Raw genomic sequence first — 17939 nt, 5'->3', positions numbered from 1 at the left:
CCGTCTTCACCGGCGGGGGCAGCGGGGTGGGCACCGGGGCCGTGGTTCCCCCGGGCGGGGACTGCTTCAGCACGTAGGTGATGCCGGCGACGCGGCAGGTGGCCTCCATGCAGCCGAAGCCGGGGAAGGGCGCGTCGCCGAACTGGTCCATCCAGCCGATGCCGAGCACCAGCGGCTCGAAGATGGCCCGACGGTCCTTGCCGGTGCCCATGAAGGCCTCCAGCCGGCCCTCGGCGTCCACCGCCAGCTCCAGCGACACCGGGCCGCTTCGGGGCGACTCCATGCCCAGCATCGCGCCCCGGCGCTCACCCAGCGCCCACTCCAGGCGCAAGGGCTCGCCCACTCCGTTGTGCACCAGCGCCACGTAGCGGCCGGTGCTTCCCGTCAGCAGCATGGCCACGGTGGGGGGCGCCGAGGGCTGGTACAGGCTGAACATGTCGCGCAGGCGGCGCTCCCAGGTGGGCGGCGGCGCTTCGGTGAGCAACTGGCCCGTCAGGCTGAGGATGTCTCCCTCCCGTCGCGTGACGTCCACGCGCACCCGCCCCACGCCCGTCGTGTCGTCCTGCCAGGGGAACACGAGCGTCTTGTCCTCGAGGTTCACCGGCCTGCCGGCGACCACGAGGCTCTGCTCGGCGAGGCCCTCGCCCAACGTCACCTTGCGGCGCTCGGGACCTGCTTCCTCCCGCCCGGGCACGGGCTGGATTCGAGGCTCACCCAGGTACGCCATGATGGTGGCGCCCGGTGAGGTGGGGACGCGCCGCTCGCCGCTCAGGTAGAACGCGGTGCCCAGCACGAAGCTCGCCGCCAGCACCATCAGCACGGCGACCGTCTGCATCACGACGCGCACGACCTTGCGCACGCCCGCCTTGACGCGCTGCACGCGCGTGAGCTTCACCGGCAGCATCGACGGCAGGCTGCCGGGGACGAGCAGCTCCAGGTCCGCGATGAGCGCCGCGACCGACGGGTAGCGGTCCTCCGGGTCCGGCTTGAGGCACTTGGTGACGATGCTGTCGACGCGCGGGTCCAGCCCCGGCTTGCGCTGGGACGGGGGGTCGAACGTGCCCAGCGGCACCTCGCCGGTCAGCCACTCGTAGAGGATGACGCCCAGCGAGAAGATGTCCGCGCGCGCGTCCGCGTTCTTCGCGTCCACCCGCTGCTCCGGAGCCATGTACGACAGCGTGCCCATGGACACGTGCGTGGACGTCAGCGCGTAGCGCGAGGAGGGACTCGCGTCGTCCAGGAACGAGGCGAGCCCGAAGTCGGACACCTTGGCGATGCCACCCGCCTGCTGGTCCAGCAGGATGTTCTCCGGCTTCAGGTCGCGGTGGATGACGCCTCGGCCGTGCGCGTACTCAATGGCCCGGCAGATTTCGAGCATCCGCCGCAGCGCGCCGAAGATGTCGAGCTGGGGGGCGCGGATCAACTCGCGCAGCGACGGGCCGTCCACGAACTCCATCACCAGGTAATAGGTGACGTCCGTCTTCCCTTTGTCGACGATGGAGACGACGTTGGGGTGGCTCAGCGCGGCGAGGGCCGCGGCTTCCTTCTGGAAGCGCGCGATGAAGGACGGGTCCTTGGCCAGCTCCGCGTTGAGCAGCTTCACCGCCACCGTGCGGCCCAGCGACAACTGGGTGGCCTTGTGGACCTCTCCCATGCCTCCGGTACCCACGAGTTTTTCGAGGCGGTAACCGCTGATGAGATCCGGGGAACGGGTCCGGCTTATCGCCGTCGGGTCAATGGAGGACATGGCGGTAGGGCAGGGGGGCCGCCAGGGTAACAGAAACGCTCGGCGGAGGTGTCCACGCGCGAGAGAGGGGGTCGCCGATGCCCAGGCTGCCCGGCGACCAGGGGAGCGACTTCGAGTCTCAGTGCCCCGAAGCCGGAGTGCGACCCACCGCCGCGCGCAGGCTGGTGCGGACCTGATCCAACGACGAGCGCATCTGCCCGTGGCGCACCGACGCCGCCACCGCCCGCGCCAGCGACTTCAAGAGCGATACCTCTTCGGGCTTCCACGCCCGGGGACGGCGGCAGTCCTCGAAGACCGCCACACCCCACCACTGCTGGCGCGAGGGGTTGATGGGGCACAGGAGGATCGACTGCGTTCCCTGGCGCTCCAACAAGTCCCGCATCATGGGCGGCGCGTCACGGGTGGGGCACGCCACCACCATTCCCGCCTCCAGCATGTCCACCCAGCCCGGCGCGAAGTCCCGGAAGGAGAAGGCGCGCAGCACGGGGTTGGCCAGCGCGGACGCGGTGGGCGGCTCCGCCCAGGCGTAGCGCAGGTCCGTCACGAACCGGCCGTACGTCTGCTGCGTGCGGTTCTCGAAGATGTACGCCCGGTCCACGCCCAGCGCATGGCCGACCATCCCCAGGGACTCGACGGCGGTGCTGGGCCCGAGCCCCTTCTCCAGCAAGAGCTTCGAGGCTTCCGACACCTTCGAGAAGGCTTCCACCATGGGGTGACTCCAGGAAAAGACGAATTGCAACGGGTTCCGCAAGTATCCGGAACGGACTGTCATCCTCTGAAGTCACATTAAGCGCGATTACTGTGTTTCTGTCAAATCCCAGTTTTACTGAAAGTCAAGAGTTCGTGCCGCAGACAATGACCCAGGAGGGGTGTAGATGACACAGGTGCTTTTCCGAGCAGGCTGGGCCGGCGACGGAGTGTCCGGGGCAGGACAGACCCTGAAAATGCCACGAGGGCGCCCCCTTGGAAGGGCACCCTCGTGTGGATTCCTCAGAACGAGGAAGTCGAGACTACTTGGTCTCGGCGGCGGTCTCGGCCTTGGGGGCCGCCTTCTTGGCCTTCTTGCCAGCCTTCGGCTTGGCCTCGGCGGCGGCGGGCTTGGCCTCCTCGGCCTTCACCTCGGCGGCGGGCGCAGGCTGCGCCTCGGCGGGAGCCGCGACGGGCGCGGCGGCGGCCGGCTTGGCCTCGGCGGCGGGGGCGGCGGCGGGAGCCGGGGTGTTGGCAAACGCGGTGGCGGCGGCGAGCAGGGCGGCGGCGAACACGGTCTTCATGGAAAGCTCCGTTGAGGGGGGACGACGCGAGATTGCGCCGTATCAGCGGGCAGGCGCTTGAGCAGCACGCGTGCCAGCGGCCTCTTCCGAGTGAGGCGCGGCGCTCGCGGGCCGGACGCTGGGGAGAAACTCCTCAGTTGAAGCTCCAACATTGGGGGCTTGCTCCCCAGACAGGCACTTGTCGCTTTGACGACACCGGGGCACTTGAGCAAGCTTCGCGGCCATCCTCGGCGAGAGGGTATGGGCCCGTGGCACCGCGTCGTCGCGAATCTCTCGCGACCGCGGCGCGGGAGAGACGGTGTATGCGGTTCCTGTGGTTCGCGACGGCTGTGGCGTGGCTGGCGACGGGGTGCGCGCGAATCACGCCTGAGCGCCTGGAGGCGCAGGTCCAGGAGACCTTGCGCTGGCAGCGCGAGTACCAGGTGGAGCGGGAGCGCACCGAAGCGGTGGCGATGCGACTGGCGGCGCTGGAGGCGACCATCGAGCGGCTGACGCAGGAGCGCGCCGAGGTGGAGCAGGGCCGGCTGGCGCTGATGGAGGAGCTGGTGCGCACGGAGGCGGACCGGCACGCGCTGGAGGAGCACAACACGCAGTTGCTCGCGCGCGAGCGGGAGCTGAACGAGCTGCGGGAGATGCACGAACAGCTCTCCGATGTCTTCTATGAGTCCGCGCTGGAGCGGGCACGGCGGCGGCTGCCGTCGGCCCGGCAGCCGGACGCCCCTGAAGCAGGCGACGGGACGGCGGTGCCTTGACGGAGGGCTGGGTCCTCGGGCCCGTGCCGCCGTGGTAGAGGTCGGACCCTGGTGAGCTCCCGGACGTCCATTCGCGGTTATCGCGCAGGCTTCTTCTTCGTGGTGGCCCTGCTGTCCGCCGTCACGGCCTTCACGCTGTGGACGGAGGTTCGCACGGGCACGCAGGTGGACGCGCTGGTGCAGGAGGCGCTCGAGCGCGCCAGCCTCATTGGCCGCATCCGCGTGGACGCGCTGTCGCTGGAGTCCGCCATCGAGGCGCACATCCGCGCCACGGACGACGCCGAGCGCAAGGCCGCGGACGCGGTGATGGAGGAGATTCTCACCGACATCCGCTTCGCCTCGGAGGCGTACACGCGCAACCTGCCGCCGGGCGACAAGGCGGTGTGGGAGCGCTTCAACGCGGCCTGCCAGGGGTTGGCGGACCAGGTGCGCGCGGCGGCGGTGTTCTCCCAGCGGCGCGAGGCGGACCGGGCGCGCCGGCATCTGGCCGAGCGCATCCGTCCGGTGGCCGCGCAATTGGACGCGCTGGGCGGCTCGCTGTCGGAGGAGAACGCGAACGAGGCGCGCCGGTTGGTGGGGCGCCTGGCGGACCTGCGCGTGCGCAACACGGCGCTGGGCGCGGGCACCACGCTCCTGGCGATGCTGCTGTCCATGCTGGTGGGGTGGCACATCACCACGCTGCTCAAGCGCCAGGACGCGACGATTCAGGGGCAGCTCACGGAGCTGGGGCGGCACAACGAGGAGCTGGATTCCTTCACGCGTCGCGTGGCGCATGACCTCATCAGTCCGCTGGCGCCGCTCAAGGGCTACCTGACGCTCATCCGTCGCACGGGCGCGGTGAAGGACGCGGGCGCGTTGGAGATGCTGGCGCAGTGCGAGTCGAGCGCGGTGCGCATGGGTGAGCTGATTGAAGCGCTGCTGCGCTTCTGTCGCGCGGGCACGCGCGGTGAGCGCACCGTGGGCGAGCTGGACACGGCGGTGACGACGGTGCTGCTGGAGGTCGCGCAGACGGCGGCGGCGCAGGGCGTGGCGCTGGAGCGGACGCTGCAAGCGGGGGTGGCGGTGGATTGTCCGGGGCAGTTGCTGCAAGTCACGGCGCGCAATCTCCTGACGAACGCGGTGAAGTACACGGCGGGCCGGCCGGAGCCTCGGGTGACGGTGAGTGTGTCCACCGAGGGGACGGACGCGGTGTTGGAGGTGGTGGACAACGGCATCGGCATGGGGCCCGTGGCGATGGCCTCGCTGTTCCAGCCGTTCTTCCGCGCGCCGGAAGTCCGCTCGTTGCCAGGGCATGGGTTGGGCATGGCCACCACGAAGCGCGTGGTGGAGGCGCACGGTGGGACGTTGACGGTGCGTTCGGAAGAGGGGAAGGGCACGCGCGTGGTGGTGCGCTTCGCGCGCGTGACGCGGCCGCCGGTGGGGAGCACCGTCGAGTCCGTGGAGTCGTCCACTGCTTCCGCGAATCGCAAGGTGGCCTCATGAGTACATCCCGCATCCTCGTCGTGGACGATGACCCTCAGGCGAGGGACTTGCTCCAGCGGTTGCTGGGGCCCCTGGGCGCGGTGTCGCAGGCGGCGCACCCGAAGGCGGCGCAGGAGAAGCTGGCGGAGGGCTCGTTCGACCTGGTGTTGACGGACATGGCCATGCCCGAGCCGGGCGATGGCCTCAAGGTGTTGCAGGAGGTGAAGGCGCACCTTCCGGACACGCCGGTGATTGTGGTGACGGCGTTCGGCAACATCGAGGGCGCGCTGGACAGCATCCAGCTGGGGGCCTTCGACTACCTGGCCAAGCCCTTCGACGTGGACGCGATTCTGCGCGTGGCGCGCCGGGCGCTGGAGCAGAAGCGGTTGGTGGAGGAGAACCGCTCGCTGCGCCAGCACGTGGACCGCAGCGCGCTGGTGGGGCGCAGCCCGGCGCTGCTGGAGGTGTACAAGCAGGTGGCCCGCGCGGCGGCGAGCAACGTGCCGGTGCTGATTACGGGCGAGACGGGCACGGGCAAGGAGATGGTGGCGCGGGCGCTGCACAATCGCTCGCCCCGCTCCAACGGTCCGTTCATCCCCGTGGACTGCGGCGCCATCACCGAATCGCTGATGGAGAGCGAGCTGTTTGGCCATGCGAAGGGCAGCTTCACCGGCGCGTCGGGCGCGCGGCGGGGGGTGTTCGAGGAGGCGAATGGCGGGACGCTGTTCCTCGACGAGATTGGCGACGTGGGGATGAAGGTGCAGTCGCAGCTCCTGCGCGTGTTGCAGGAGGGCGAAATCCGGCGCGTGGGTGAGAGCGTGCCGGTGAAGGTGGACGCGCGCGTCGTCGCGGCGACGAACCGGGACTTGAAGGAGCGGGTGGCGGAGGGAGTGTTCCGCGAGGACCTGCTGTACCGGCTGGACGTGGTGCACCTGCACCTGCCGCCTTTGCGCGAGCGGCGCGAGGACATCCCGGCACTGGTGGTGCACTTCGCGTCGCGACATGCGCGGGGCGGGGTGAGCCCGGTGGTGACGTCGGAGGCGATGTCGCGGCTGACGGCCTACGACTGGCCGGGCAACGTGCGGCAGTTGGAGAACGTGGTGGCGCGGGCCCTGGCGCTCAACGTGACGGGCGTGCTGGGGCCGCAGGACTTCCCGGAGCCGATTGGCGATGCGCCCAAGCGACTGACGGGGCTGGCGGGGGATATGCCGAGCCTCGCGGAGCTGTCGCGGCGATACGCGGCGCACGTGCTCCAGGCGGTGGGCGGCAACAAGAGCGAGGCGGCGCGGCTGCTCGATGTGGACCGCAAGACGCTCTACAAGCTGCTGGAGGCGTCGGGCGCGGAAGCGGAGTCGTAGGGTTAAGAGGCGCCGCCACCGTCCGGCTGTGTCGGCGGTGCTTTGCCTCCGAGGGAATCGGAGCGGTGCCGCGCATGGCTCGGGGGCAGCGTTCGTGAGAGGCGAAGCGGAATGCGCGGCTTCGACACTGCCTGAACGAGTCGGAGCGGTGCCGCGCATGGCTCGGGGGCAGCGTTCGTGAGAGGCGAAGCGGGATGCGCGGCTTCGACACTGCCTGAGGGAGTCGGAGCGGTGCCTCGCATGGCTTGGGGGCAGCGTTCGTGAGAGGCGAAGCGGGATGCGCGGCTTCGACACTGCCTGAGGGAGTCGGAGCGGTGCCTTGCGTGCCGTGGCGACCGCCTGGTTCGTCACCGTTCAGACGAGGACCCTTCGGTGCGTGTCATTCCGCTGCGCCTGAGAATGAACGTCGTGGGCGCATGACTTCACGTCGGTGGAGTGCGCCAACGCTGCGATGCGCCTTGTGCTGGGTGGGGCCGGTTTCGCAGACTCCGCGCCGTGAACGCGCGCTCCCTGTCGACGCTGGCTCTTCTCCTTGCTTCCACGCAGACGGCTTGTGTCTCGCAGCAGAAAGGTCGTGAGGACTCACCTTCGGACGAGCCGGGACCCCCGGCTCGACTGTGGCGGCGCAGCGCCGTGGAGCGCGACTTCGAGCGCTTCACGCGCGAGGGCACCGCGCTCACCGGGGATGGAGCGTTGGTGCTGGACGCGTCGGCGCGGACGGACAGCGTGCCCGTTCCCACGGGTCGTAACGAGGACGGTGGCACGCGCTATCACGAGGCAACCTACCGGCTGGGGAGCGCCGTCTCCGAAGTCCAGCTCGTGCCGGGCGGTTTCACCAGCGTGGTGCCGTCCTTCGATGCGCAGACGCCTCCGGGCACCTGGGTGAAGGTGACGCTCGCCGCGCGCATCGAGGGCGCCTGGACGAAGGACTACGAGCTGGGCGTGTGGGCCTTCGACAAGGTGCCCGTGGCCCGGCACAGCGTGGACGGGCAGGGGGACGCGGACGGTCAGGTGTACACGGACACGCTCAACCTCAAGCGTCGCGCGGATGCGCTGCGGATGACGGTGTGGCTGTTCTCGTCGCAGCCGGAGGCCACGCCTCGGGTTCGCGCGCTGACGGCGGCCGTGAGCGACAAGCAAGGTGTCGTCGCGGATGCGTCGTCGGACCGGGCGGCCTGGGGCACGGTGCTGGAGGTGCCCGGCCACTCGCAGATGCTGTACCCCGAGGGTGGCCCCGTGTGGTGTTCGCCCACGTCCACCACGATGTTGCTCGGGTACTGGGGACGGAAGCTGGGGCGGCCCGAGCTGACCACGACGGTGCCGTCGTCCGCCGACCGGACCTTTGACTGGGTCTACAAGGGGACGGGCAACTGGGCCTTCAACACGGCGTATGCCTCCGCCATCGGTGACGGGGCGCTGCACGGCGCGGTGTTGCGCCTGGATGGCTTCGCGCAGGTGGAGCGGCTCATCGCCGCGGGCATTCCGGTCAGCATCAGCATCGCCTACGAGGAGGGGGAGCTCACCGGCTCGCCCGTGCGCAGCTCGGATGGGCATCTCATCGTGCTGAAGGGCTTCACGCCCGAAGGCGATGTCGTGTGCAATGACCCCGCGTTCAAGACCGACGAGACGGTGTCCGTGACATACAAGCGCGACGAACTCTGGCGCGCGTGGCAGCACTCGCGGGGCGCGGCCTACGTGCTCTGGCCTTCCGGCACGGCGTTCCCCGCGGAGGTCATCGGACTGCTGCGCTGAACCAGTGACCCCATTCCGGGCAACACCACGGTCCGGGGCGCCGAGAGCTCATCGCGCCGGGCGCGCGCGCATCGCGCCGGGCGCGCGCTCATCGCGCCGGGCTCGCGCTCATCGCGCCGGGCTCGCGCTCATCGCGCCTCGTGTCACGCGGAGGGCGCGGGCTCGAAGTAGTGGCGCTCGGCGAGGTCGGCGAGCAGCCCCGGATGCGTCGGCTGCCAGTCCAGGAGGTCGCGCGTGTGCGCGCTGGACGTGGGGTTGTCGAGCTGGGCGAAGGCGGCGAGGAAGCCGAGGTAATTGCTCGCCGCTTCAGTCGAGACGCTCCTGGCCGGTAGTCCGAGGCCACGGCCGATGGCCTCGGCGATGTCGCGAAAAGCGATGCCTTCCTCGGCGACCCCGTGGATGCGAGAGCCCGCAGGCGCGACCTCCAACGCCAGTCGGTAGAGTCGCGCCGCGTCGAGCGTGTGCAGCGCCGGCCAGCGGTTGGCGCCGTCCCCGACGTAGGCGGCGAAGCCGTTCTTTCGCGCCATGGTGATGAGCGACGGGACGAAGCCCTGATGGTCGAGTGAGCTGTGCACCGTCGGCGCGAGGCGGATGACGGAGGACCGGACGCCGCGCTTTCCGAGCGCGACCACCGCATTCTCCGCGTCGATGCGGGGGCCGCCCGCGAGCGCATCATGTTCTGTGCCAGGGCGACCGAGCACGGCATGAGCCAGCGCGAGTGTTCCCGCCGTGCCCACGAACGGCTTGCCGGAGCCCTCGAGCACCGCGCTCATCGCTTCGATGGCGCGGAGGTCGGCCATCACCGCCCCCGCGTAGTCGCCGGTGAAGGCCACGTCATGCTTGAACGCGAGGTGGATGACGCCATCCGCGGTGGCAGCGGCCTCCCGCAGACCTTCGAGGTCATCGAGGTTGCCTCGCCGCACCTCCGCGCCAGCGGACCTCAGGGCGGCGACCGAGGAGTCGGAGCGGGCGAGCCCGACGACCTGGTGTCCGGCCGAGAGCAACTCGCGGACGACCACGGAGCCGATGTGCCCCGATGCACCCGTGACAAAGACGCGCATGTGAACCTCCGATGTCAGAAGCTGACATGACTTCTAACACCTGATGTCAGTCGCTGCAATCAGGTAGGGTGGCGCCATGGGTCGTTGGGAACCGAACGCGCTCGAACGCCTGCAAGACGCCGCGATGCAGTTGTTCCAGGAGCGGGGGTACGACCGCACGACGGTGGAGGAGATCGCCGCGCGTGCGGGGCTCACCGAGCGGACATTCTTTCGCTACTTCGCCGACAAGCGAGAGGTCCTGTTCTCGCGCTCGAAGGAACTCGAGGCGCTCATCGTCAACGCCATCGCGGATGCTCCGAAAGAGATGGCTCCCATCGATGTTGTCGCCGCCGCGCTCGAGGCCCTCTCGCCGGGATTCGAGGAGCGCCGTGCGCATGCAGCCAAGCGGCAACCGCTCATCTTGGCGCACGCGGAGCTGCGGGAGCGCGAGCTGATCAAACTCGCGTCACTCGCCTCGGCGATGGCGGAGAGCCTCCGGGGACGTGGCGTCGAGAAGACGGTGGCCAACCTGGTCGCCGAAGCGGGCATCGCCATCTTCAAGAGCGCGTTCGAGCGTTGGGTCGAGGACACGAAGAAGCACGAGCTCGCGCATCATGTGCGCGTGGCACTCGCGGAGCTGCGGCTCATCACCGCCGGAGCGAGCGTGGCTCCTTCCTCGCCACTCCCGACCAGGAAGGTACCGCGACGCAGCCGCTCCACCTCCCGGTAGGCTCGAGGAGCGCGGGTCGAGTGATGAGGGATATGTCTCACGTGAGACATGTCTCGGGGTATCCGGGGCCATAGGGGATTCCTCCTGTGCGGGAGACGGGCAGGGCCCCTTCATTCCGTTGCATGTGACATCCACCGTCAGGACCGCACGGATTACGCACCCGCGCGGAGTCGCGCGCAGGCGGCCCCACCTCGGACGACGTTGAGCAAGCGGGCGAGCCCTCGTACCGTGTCGTCCACATGCGACGTTGGCTTCAGCTCGCCCTTCTCCTGCCTGGAATCGCCTGCACGCCTTCGTCGAAGACGGAGGATTCCCCCTCTCCCGTTGAAGGTGTAGCGCCGAGCCCGTCCCTCCCCACGACAGGCAATCCCTCCGCGCCCATGGGACTCGTCCAAGGAGGAGGAGGGAAGCAATCAGTCCCGTCGTCTCTCCCCACGGAAGCGCCGACCGTGGCGGGAACCCCGGTGTCGCCTCCTGCGGATGCGACCGTCCAGGGGAGTCCAGTGGCGCCCTCGACCGTGGCGGGAGGCGCTGGCGCGCCGACCTCGGGCGGGAGTGTCCAAGCGACTCCGGTGGCATCCTCGGCTCAGCCTCCGTCGGTCGCGGGAAGCTCGGTGTCTCCGATCTTGGGCGGGAGTGTCCACGCGACTCCGGAGGCATCCTCGGCTCAGCCTCCGTCGGTCGCGGGAAGCTCGATATCTCCGACGTCGAGCGCGACCATCCAAGGGGGTGCTGTGTCTCCCATGGCAGAGGTTCCGACCGTCGCTGGAAGCACGGTGTCGCCTCCCACGGGAGCGACTGTCCCAAGCAGTCCAGCGGCTCCGACGGCGGAGGCTCGGTCCGGTGTGGTTTCACCCTCCTCGGGGGCGGCCTCCACGGGGGGGAACGGTGCTCAGGTCGCGGGCGCGACGGTTCCCGCGGGAGATGCCGCCGCGCCTGCTCCGAACGGGCTCACCTCCGCTGAGACAGTCGGCTCGGAAGACGGTGGCACGCCACGGTCCGGAGTGGCGGGAAGCCAGGCTCCCGTGGCCTCCACTCCGGGAGACCTGCTCGCCGCCTGGAATCGGACCGCGCCCGTGCTCGACACGGATGGGGGCCCCTCGCGTCCGGCTTCCGCCGCGCGTCCAGGCTCGGACTCCCGCGACTCGGAGGACGACTCCTCCGCGCACGACGAGCCCTCGCTCGCCATCGACCCCGCGCTCAGCGCGATGCCCAAGCCCGAGCGCCACGAGGACGCCCCCATCGTGGACCCCGAGGAGTCACCGCCTCCACCCGCCGAGCAACTCGTCGTCATCCCCGACAAGCGGAACCCGGGCGTGGAGCTGGTGCTCGGCCCGGATGGTGAGCCGCTGGAGGACACCAGCCTCGTGCTCGACGACCCATCCCTGGAGCCCGACGAAGACACCTCCGGCACCCCCACTGCCAGCGGCGCGGACGCGGGCACCGAGCCCGTCGCGATTCCCTATCAGCCCGACGCGGGCTCGCTGCGCGTGCGCCGCTCCATCGCGGTCCGCTCCGCGCCTCGTCAGGACGCGCCTCCCCTGGGCACCGTGGCCCAGGACATGCGCGTGCTCTGGAAGGGCGAGACGGCCATGCGCGGCCCCGAGTGCGAGACCTGGGTGGAAATCCAGCCCCGTGGCTGGGTCTGCGAACGCTACCTGGAGCGCAACTTCCGCGAGCCTCGCGTCAGGGATTTGCCCCGCCTGCGCGAAGGCGAGCTGACACCCGGCACCTATGCCCGCGTCGTGGGCAAGCGCGTGCGCGCCTACCCGAGCCTCGCCCTGGCCCGCTCGCGCAGAAGGGGTGTGCTGCTGAAGGGCTCGGTGACGGTGCAGCTGCGCGGACAGGTGCGCGTGGGTCGACGCACCTTCTGGCGCACGACGGATGGCCAGTACCTGGAGGCCCGCGTCCTGCGCGAGTACCGGCCCTCCGCCTTCGTCGGCGTGGACGCGGACCAGCTGTCGGAGCTGTCCTCGCCCTTCGCCTGGGCCCAGTCGCGCGTGAAGCCCGCTGCGCCCATCGAGGTGAAGGTGGCCCCGGACGCGAAGGCCGCTCGGGAGACGGTGCTGCCCCCTCGGACCCTGGTGGCCGTGCGCGAGCTGTCTCCCGACGGCAACTGGGTGCTCATCGCGGAGGACCACTGGGTGGCGCGCGAGGACCTCCACGTCGCCTGGTTCACCCACGCACCCCCCGGTGTGGAGCCCGGCGCGCGCTGGCTCGACGTGGACCTGGATGCCCAGGTGCTCGTCGCGTACGAGGGCGAGCGCCCCGTCTACGCCACGCTCATCTCCTCCGGGAAGCCCGGCACGGACACACCCGAGGGCCTCTACCGCGTGTGGATCAAATTCGCGGAGGCCGACATGACGGGCAACGGCACCGCGGGCAATGACACCTACCGCGTGGCCACCGTGCCGTGGACCATGTTCTTCGAGGAGGACTACGCGCTGCACACCGCCTACTGGCATGACCGCTTCGGCGAGCCGATGAGCCACGGCTGCGTCAACCTCGCGCCCAGGGATGCTCGGGCCCTCTACGGCTGGGCCGCGCCGGAGGTCCCCACCGGCTGGTCCATGGTGCACGCCACGCCCGAATCGCCCGGCTCCTGGGTGCGCATCCGGGGGCAGGCGCGCATCCCCCTCAAGGAGCGCAAGGTGCGCGTCGTCGCCAGCACGCGCGGCCTGCGCTGACGCTCAGCCCACCACCGACACGGTGACGCGTCGGCGGTGGGGCGAGGCGCGGTGCTCCCAGACGTAGACGCCCTGCCACGTCCCCAGGCTCGCCGCGCCGTCCTTCACCGGAATGCTCAGCGAGTTCTGCGTGAGGACCGTGCGCACGTGCGCGGGCATGTCGTCGGGCCCCTCCGCGTCGTGCACGAAGAGGGGGTCCCCGTCCTTCACCAGCCGCGCGAAGAAGGACTCCAAATCCCGGCGCACGTCGGGGTCCGCGTTCTCACACAGAATCAGGGACGCGCTCGTGTGGTGGAGGAACACGGTGCACAGGCCCTGCTTCGCGCCGCTGTCCGCCACCGCTTGCTGCACGTCCCGGGTGATGTCCGTGAAGCCGCGCCCCTGCGTGGGCACCGTGAACTCCTTCGCGTGGTACATGCCTCAGTCCCCCAGCCGCGCCTTCAGGAACGCGGCCAGCCGCTCCAGTTCCTCGACGTCCAGCGTGTGCGGTCCATCGAAGGGGAAGAAGTCCACGGACAGCCCCGACTGCACCAGCGCGTCGCGCAGCCGCTCGCCCGTCGCGAAGGGCAGTACGTCATCGTGACGGCCGTGGCCCTGGAACACCGGCAGCCCTTGCCGGGCCTGGGCCTTCTGCTTCCACTCCGCCTCCGCGATGAGGGTGCCCGACAGGATGAACAGCCCGGCCGGCCGTTCCTCCAGCCGCAGGGCCACGTCCGTCGTCACCATGCCGCCCTGGCTGAAGCCGCCCAGGACGATGCGTCCATAGGGCAGCTTCGACGTGGTCGACAACGCGTCCACCACGGACATGAGGGCTCGACGGGCGGCGGGAAGCCCCTCGGGCACTTCCTTCGAGTAGGCCTCCCAATCCCGCATCTGTCCGCGCATGAAGGCCTCGGGCAGGTGGAACCAGGCGCGCCCCTGGGGCATGCCCCACTGGGCCATCGTCAGGGGGCCTGCGGGAACGACGAAGCGCACGCGCTCCGCCAGCACCGGCTCCATGGCCATCAGCTCCGGCACCAGCGACACCAGGTCCGTCCCCGCGGCGCCGAGGCCGTGGCAGATAATCACCGCCAGGTCCGGCACGGTGCCCTCGGCGAGCCCGTCCACCACCTGGCAGTCCAGCTCGCCCAGGCGCGTGGCCACGCGTCGGAGGTTGCGTCGGTCCATCACTGCGCGCCGGCCGCGTCCGCGAGGGTAATCTTCTGGATGATGACGGGGTCCACCGGGCGGTCGCCCGGGCCCGTGGCGACCTTGGAGATCTTCTCCACGACGTCATAACCCTTCACCACCTCGCCGAAGATGGTGTGCTTGTTGTTGAGGTAGCTCGGCGTGGACGTGGTGATGAAGAACTGGCTGCCGTTGGTGCCCGGTCCCGCGTTGGCCATGGCCAGCAGGCCCGGCTTGTCGAACGTGCGGCCGCTCTGGAACTCGTCCGCGAAGCGGTAGCCCGGGTCACCGCGGCCGGAACCCGTGGGGTCTCCGCCCTGAATCATGAAGCCCGGAATCACGCGGTGGAAGACGACGCCGTCGTACAGCGGCTTGCCCGTCACGCGCTCACCGTTGCGAGGGTCCGTCCACGTCTTCTCCCCCGTGGCGAGCCCCACGAAGTTGGACACCGTGTTCGGCGCGTCCTTGGAGAACAGCCGCACGACGATGGGGCCCTGGTTCGTCTCCAGCGTGGCCTGGATGTCCTGGCCGCCGTACGCCTTCTTCATCCACTCGCCCGGGCCTTCCGCTGCGGGCGCGGGGGCCTTGGGGGTGGCCGAGGCGGGGGTGGAACCACCCGTGGATTCCTTCTTCTCGGAGTCCTTGCAGGCGGCGACGGTGAGGCACAGGAGGAGGGCGCTGAGGATTCGGATGTTCATGGGGCGCGCAGATTACCCGACCTCCGCCGGATTACAGGGGGTTACGTCGTCCCGCGCGGGCAGGGCGTTGTCTGGGAGGCAAAATCGCCCGCCAGCGACCCGGGTCGACGCAACATCTGGAAACAGGGCACGATGATCCCCACAGAACACCCTGAATTGCGTCTGGAGTCCTGAGTTGGCGCCCATCGAGCCTCGTCCCACCGCCCCGAGTTCCGCTCCCACCGCTCGGCCCGCACAGCCGTCGGCCGCGCCGCCTCCGGCGCCCCGGGCTGACGTCCTGGCGCCGCCCGCCGCGAGGTCGGACCGCTGGGAGCAGCTTGGCAATGAGGTGGCCCGGGGAACCAACGGGGTGAGGCAGTTCTCCGACGCGGTGGGCGCCACCCAGGTGCGTCGCACGCAGGGCCCCATCCGCTTCGGACCGCTCGAGACGGGGCTCACCGGCACCACCGTGGAAGGCGTGAACACCCGAAGCGCCCGCTGGGCCGGCGGCGTGTCCACGGCGGCCAGCGTGGCGCAGCTCCCGGGCGCCGCCTACCTGTCGTTCCGCGACGTGCGCGATGCCTTCCGCAACCCGTCCGGCGAATCCGCCAACAGGGCGCTCGGCTCCGTGTCGGGCCTCGCGTCCACCGGCCTCAACGTGGCCAAGGGGGGCCTGGACCTCGCGGGCAACGTGAGCAACTTCCGCGCGGCGGCCAACGCGGCGCGCACCGCCTTCACGCAGGCCGCTCCGGAGGCCACGGGCGCGGTGGCGAACCGCGTGGCGACCTCCGCCGCGTCCGAGGCCGCGCAGGGCTCGTCCCGCCAGGTCACGCGTCACGCCGCCGCTCGCGCCGCAGGCGAGGGACTGGAGGACGCGGGCCGTCTGGGCGCCAACGCCGCTCGCACCGCGCTGCAGGGGGGCGGCACGGCCGTGGCCAGGGCCGCGGGCCGCTTCGCGCCGGGCCTCAACGTCGCCATCGCCGCCGCGGACACCGCCGCCGCCGCGAGCACGCTCGCGGACCCGAACGCCGCGGTGGGCAAGAAGGTCACCGCCGGCGTCACCGCGCTGGGCTCCATCGCCGCGGCCACCAACATCCCGGTGGTCAGCCAGGCGGGCGCCGTCGTCTCGACGGTGTCCAGCTTCGTGGGCGCGTTCTTCTAGGCACCGCGCGCCTCCTCCGCTCTGTGTTATCCGGAGCTTCCGGAGCGGAGGAAGCATGACGTCCCAGAACGACCCGAAGGGTGGCGGTGCGCGCTCGCTGGCCGAGCTGCACGCGCTCGGAATCATGAAGCGCATGCCCGCGTCGCTGTCGCTGGGCAGCACCGAGCCTGTCTCCCTCCCCACCGTGCAGGCGCCGTCCCTGGAAGGGCTGACGGTGGCCGTGGTCGCACCCGGCCCCATCGACGAGCAGTCCCTGGTGGAGCGCTTCGATTCGCTGCGCCGCCAGCATGCCGACCGCCGTGAGCGACTGGCGGGCGAGGCGGTGGGGCCCGACGACGAGGTGCTGCTGGACGTGCTCGGCTTCGCCGACGGTCGGCTCATCCCCTACTCCGCGCGGGAGAACTGGCGCGCGGAGGTCGCGCCAGACGCGCTGCTGCCCGGCTTCTTCGAGGCGCTGGTGGGCGCGAAGGTGGGCCAGTCCTTCGGCATCGAGCTGAAGCTGCCGGATACCTACGTGGTGGAGTCGCTGCGCGGCGTGACGGCGCGCTTCCTGCTCGACGTGAAGGCGGCCTCCGAGTTGAAGCTGTTGGAGGATGACTCGCCGGAGCTGCTCAAGCGCCTGGGGCTGGGCACCCTCACCGATGTGATGGCCCACCTGGGTGACACGCTCGCCCGCGAGCGCACCGAGGAGATGGACCGGCTCACCCAGGAGCGCGTGCTGGACGAAGTGGTGTCGCGCACGAAGGTGACGCTGACGCCCGCGCTGGTGGACGAGGAGATTCGCCGCCGCTGGGCGGAGACCGAACGCCCCATGCTGATTCGCAAGGACTTCCAGCCGAACGAGCTTCAGGAGGCGCTGGAGGGTTGGCTCAGGGAGCCCCTCACCCGCGCGGACACGGAGCGACGGCTGACGTTGGCGCTGGCGCTGCGGGCCATCGCCGCGCGCGACCACGTGAAGCTCGCGAAGGGCGCCGTGGACGCGCTGGTGGCCGACCTGGCCGGGCTGTCCGGCGTCTCCCGCCAGGACCTCATCCGCGCGATGAAGGAAGACACCCTGCTGGCCAAGCGGGTGGAGGACCTGGCGCTGCACTTCGCCACCATCGACAGCGTGATGCGGCGCGTGTCGCTGACGCCGCCGACCTGACGTCGCGGCGGTGGTTTCAAGGCGTCTGGAGCGCCAGCGCCACCATCACCTCGGTGACATCGCCGGGGTGGTAGCGGCCCAGCCCCGGGAAGGCGCGCAGCGCGGCCTCCGCGTGGTCCATGTCGTCCAGTCGCACCACGCGCGCGCCAGGCACCTCCGCGTCCAGCGCGGTCACCATGCCGTCGGACGCGTAGCGGTAGCGCTCGTCCAGGTAGCGCTGGAGCGGATAGAGCGACGACAGGCGGGACAGCCGCGAGGTGGCCAGCGACACGGTGGGGATGTCCGCCGGGTAGGGGTGCTGGCGGATGAACGCCATGCGCTGGGGATAGGACAGCTCCTCCACCGAGCGGGATACCCCGTGGAACAGCAGCGGGAAGGCGAAGTCGATGAGCCTGCGCATGTCCGGCGTCGAGGCCAGGTCATGGGCGATGGACGAGCCGCCATAGGGCGCCTGGAGCGTCACCACCGCGCGCACCACCCGGCGCAGCTCCGGGTACAGGGCGAGCACGGCGGTGCACTCGACGCCGCCCTTGCTGTGGCCCACCAGCACCACCGAGCGGCCGAAGTGCTCCGCGTCCAGCAGCGCTTCGCGCAGCACCGCGACGTTGTCGAGCAGCAACCCCTCCGTGTCCACCGACGCCTCGAGCACGTCCAGGCCCCGGCGCTCCAGCCGCTGCACGTTGTCCAGCAGGTAGCCGGGCAGCTCGTCCCCCAGCATCCCGCGCACCAGCACGTACTGATGGCGCCGCGCCTCGTCCGGGAGCACGGGCTCGCCCTCGCGCACGGCTCGCAGCAGGTCGTGGAAGCGGCGGGTCAGGTCCACCGTGGGTGGAGTCATCCCCGCGGGCACGCGCTTGAGCCAGCCGGCCATTCCGCCGCAGCCAGGGCCCCACCAGCGTGGCGCCGCGGGCAGTCCTCGCAGCCCCCGCGTCAGCCGGGCGATGGCACCCGGCTCGCGAGGCGGCGAGGGCGTGGAAATGGGGGGAGGGTG

The 17939-nt window shown here is 70.5% G+C and carries 16 protein-coding genes; 8 read left to right on the top strand and 8 right to left on the bottom strand.

Annotated features, from left to right (window positions below; all coding sequences use genetic code 11):
* The 3 genes from FJV41_RS37640 to FJV41_RS37630 form a co-directional block, all read right to left on the bottom strand.
* Positions 1–1747: serine/threonine protein kinase (locus FJV41_RS37640; RefSeq protein ID WP_141647438.1), on the bottom strand; the 1747-nt coding region annotated here is incomplete at its 3' end.
* A gap of 118 nt (positions 1748–1865) precedes the next feature.
* Entirely contained in the window at positions 1866–2456 is a 591-nt protein-coding gene (locus FJV41_RS37635; protein ID WP_141647437.1) for a GAF domain-containing protein, read from the bottom strand.
* 301 nt (positions 2457–2757) lie between these two features.
* Entirely contained in the window at positions 2758–3018 is a 261-nt protein-coding gene (locus tag FJV41_RS37630; RefSeq protein WP_141647436.1) for a hypothetical protein, read from the bottom strand.
* 302 nt (positions 3019–3320) lie between these two features.
* Here FJV41_RS37630 and FJV41_RS37625 point away from each other — a divergent pair, with 302 nt between their 5' ends.
* The 4 genes from FJV41_RS37625 to FJV41_RS37610 all read left to right on the top strand — a co-directional run bounded on the left by FJV41_RS37625 (position 3321) and on the right by FJV41_RS37610 (position 8341).
* A complete protein-coding gene (locus FJV41_RS37625; RefSeq protein WP_141647435.1) occupies positions 3321–3770 on the top strand; it encodes a hypothetical protein in 450 nt (149 codons plus the stop codon).
* Between the two features lie 48 nt (positions 3771–3818).
* A complete protein-coding gene (locus FJV41_RS37620; protein ID WP_141647434.1) occupies positions 3819–5252 on the top strand; it encodes a sensor histidine kinase in 1434 nt (477 codons plus the stop codon).
* A complete protein-coding gene (locus FJV41_RS37615; protein WP_141647433.1) occupies positions 5249–6589 on the top strand; it encodes a sigma-54-dependent transcriptional regulator in 1341 nt (446 codons plus the stop codon). The genes FJV41_RS37620 and FJV41_RS37615 overlap by 4 nt, the downstream gene beginning before the upstream one ends.
* Positions 6590–7222: 633 nt before the next feature.
* Positions 7223–8341, top strand: a complete 1119-nt coding sequence (locus FJV41_RS37610; RefSeq protein WP_246137663.1) for a C39 family peptidase — start codon at positions 7223–7225, stop codon at positions 8339–8341.
* A 143-nt stretch (positions 8342–8484) separates the two neighbouring features.
* Here FJV41_RS37610 and FJV41_RS37605 read toward each other — a convergent pair whose 3' ends face one another.
* A complete protein-coding gene (locus FJV41_RS37605; protein WP_141647431.1) occupies positions 8485–9402 on the bottom strand; it encodes an SDR family oxidoreductase in 918 nt (305 codons plus the stop codon).
* A 76-nt stretch (positions 9403–9478) separates the two neighbouring features.
* Between FJV41_RS37605 and FJV41_RS37600 the strand changes: the two genes are divergently transcribed.
* Both FJV41_RS37600 and FJV41_RS37595 read left to right on the top strand, forming a co-directional pair.
* Entirely contained in the window at positions 9479–10111 is a 633-nt protein-coding gene (locus FJV41_RS37600; RefSeq protein ID WP_141647430.1) for a TetR family transcriptional regulator, read from the top strand.
* 1025 nt (positions 10112–11136) lie between these two features.
* Positions 11137–12798, top strand: coding sequence for a L,D-transpeptidase family protein (locus FJV41_RS37595; protein ID WP_246137662.1), 1662 nt, complete (start codon positions 11137–11139; stop codon positions 12796–12798).
* A 3-nt stretch (positions 12799–12801) separates the two neighbouring features.
* Here the strand turns inward: FJV41_RS37595 and FJV41_RS37590 are convergent, their stop codons facing one another.
* Genes FJV41_RS37590 through FJV41_RS37580 form a run of 3 tightly spaced genes read right to left on the bottom strand, consistent with a single transcriptional unit; the run spans position 12802 to position 14663 of the window.
* Positions 12802–13215 (bottom strand): secondary thiamine-phosphate synthase enzyme YjbQ, encoded by a 414-nt coding sequence (locus FJV41_RS37590; RefSeq protein WP_141647429.1) that lies wholly within the window; start codon positions 13213–13215, stop codon positions 12802–12804.
* A 3-nt stretch (positions 13216–13218) separates the two neighbouring features.
* Entirely contained in the window at positions 13219–13965 is a 747-nt protein-coding gene (locus tag FJV41_RS37585) for an alpha/beta hydrolase (protein ID WP_141647428.1), read from the bottom strand.
* Positions 13965–14663 (bottom strand): peptidylprolyl isomerase, encoded by a 699-nt coding sequence (locus FJV41_RS37580; protein ID WP_141647427.1) that lies wholly within the window; start codon positions 14661–14663, stop codon positions 13965–13967. Before FJV41_RS37580 ends, FJV41_RS37585 begins: the two co-directional genes overlap by 1 nt.
* A 349-nt stretch (positions 14664–15012) precedes the next feature.
* Here FJV41_RS37580 and FJV41_RS37575 point away from each other — a divergent pair, with 349 nt between their 5' ends.
* Positions 15013–15804, top strand: a complete 792-nt coding sequence (locus FJV41_RS37575) for a hypothetical protein (protein WP_246137661.1) — start codon at positions 15013–15015, stop codon at positions 15802–15804.
* 55 nt (positions 15805–15859) lie between these two features.
* Positions 15860–16948: a trigger factor gene (locus FJV41_RS37570; protein ID WP_141647425.1), complete on the top strand. Its 1089-nt coding sequence runs from the start codon at positions 15860–15862 to the stop codon at positions 16946–16948.
* Between the two features lie 16 nt (positions 16949–16964).
* On the opposite strand, the gene FJV41_RS37565 is transcribed toward FJV41_RS37570, so the two are convergent.
* Positions 16965–17927 (bottom strand): alpha/beta hydrolase family protein, encoded by a 963-nt coding sequence (locus FJV41_RS37565; RefSeq protein WP_141647439.1) that lies wholly within the window; start codon positions 17925–17927, stop codon positions 16965–16967.
* Between the last annotated feature and the right edge of the window lie 12 nt (positions 17928–17939).

The organism is Myxococcus llanfairpwllgwyngyllgogerychwyrndrobwllllantysiliogogogochensis (assembly GCF_006636215.1).
Lineage (GTDB): Bacteria > Myxococcota > Myxococcia > Myxococcales > Myxococcaceae > Myxococcus > Myxococcus llanfairpwllgwyngyllgogerychwyrndrobwllllantysiliogogogochensis.
Note: the sequence above shows the minus strand (reverse complement) of the source record. Positions and strands in the feature narration are given on the sequence as shown.

What these genes read in the sequence shown, in the direction of transcription:
- FJV41_RS37635 (WP_141647437.1), bottom strand. Translation starts at nt 2,456, where the DNA reads ATGGTGGAAGCCTTCTCGAAGGTGTCGGAAGCCTCGAAGCTCTTGCTG.
- FJV41_RS37630 (WP_141647436.1), bottom strand. Translation starts at nt 3,018, where the DNA reads ATGAAGACCGTGTTCGCCGCCGCCCTGCTCGCCGCCGCCACCGCGTTT.
- FJV41_RS37625 (WP_141647435.1), top strand. Translation starts at nt 3,321, where the DNA reads ATGCGGTTCCTGTGGTTCGCGACGGCTGTGGCGTGGCTGGCGACGGGG.
- FJV41_RS37615 (WP_141647433.1), top strand. Translation starts at nt 5,249, where the DNA reads ATGAGTACATCCCGCATCCTCGTCGTGGACGATGACCCTCAGGCGAGG.
- FJV41_RS37605 (WP_141647431.1), bottom strand. Translation starts at nt 9,402, where the DNA reads ATGCGCGTCTTTGTCACGGGTGCATCGGGGCACATCGGCTCCGTGGTC.
- FJV41_RS37600 (WP_141647430.1), top strand. Translation starts at nt 9,479, where the DNA reads ATGGGTCGTTGGGAACCGAACGCGCTCGAACGCCTGCAAGACGCCGCG.
- FJV41_RS37590 (WP_141647429.1), bottom strand. Translation starts at nt 13,215, where the DNA reads ATGTACCACGCGAAGGAGTTCACGGTGCCCACGCAGGGGCGCGGCTTC.
- FJV41_RS37585 (WP_141647428.1), bottom strand. Translation starts at nt 13,965, where the DNA reads ATGGACCGACGCAACCTCCGACGCGTGGCCACGCGCCTGGGCGAGCTG.
- FJV41_RS37580 (WP_141647427.1), bottom strand. Translation starts at nt 14,663, where the DNA reads ATGAACATCCGAATCCTCAGCGCCCTCCTCCTGTGCCTCACCGTCGCC.
- FJV41_RS37570 (WP_141647425.1), top strand. Translation starts at nt 15,860, where the DNA reads ATGACGTCCCAGAACGACCCGAAGGGTGGCGGTGCGCGCTCGCTGGCC.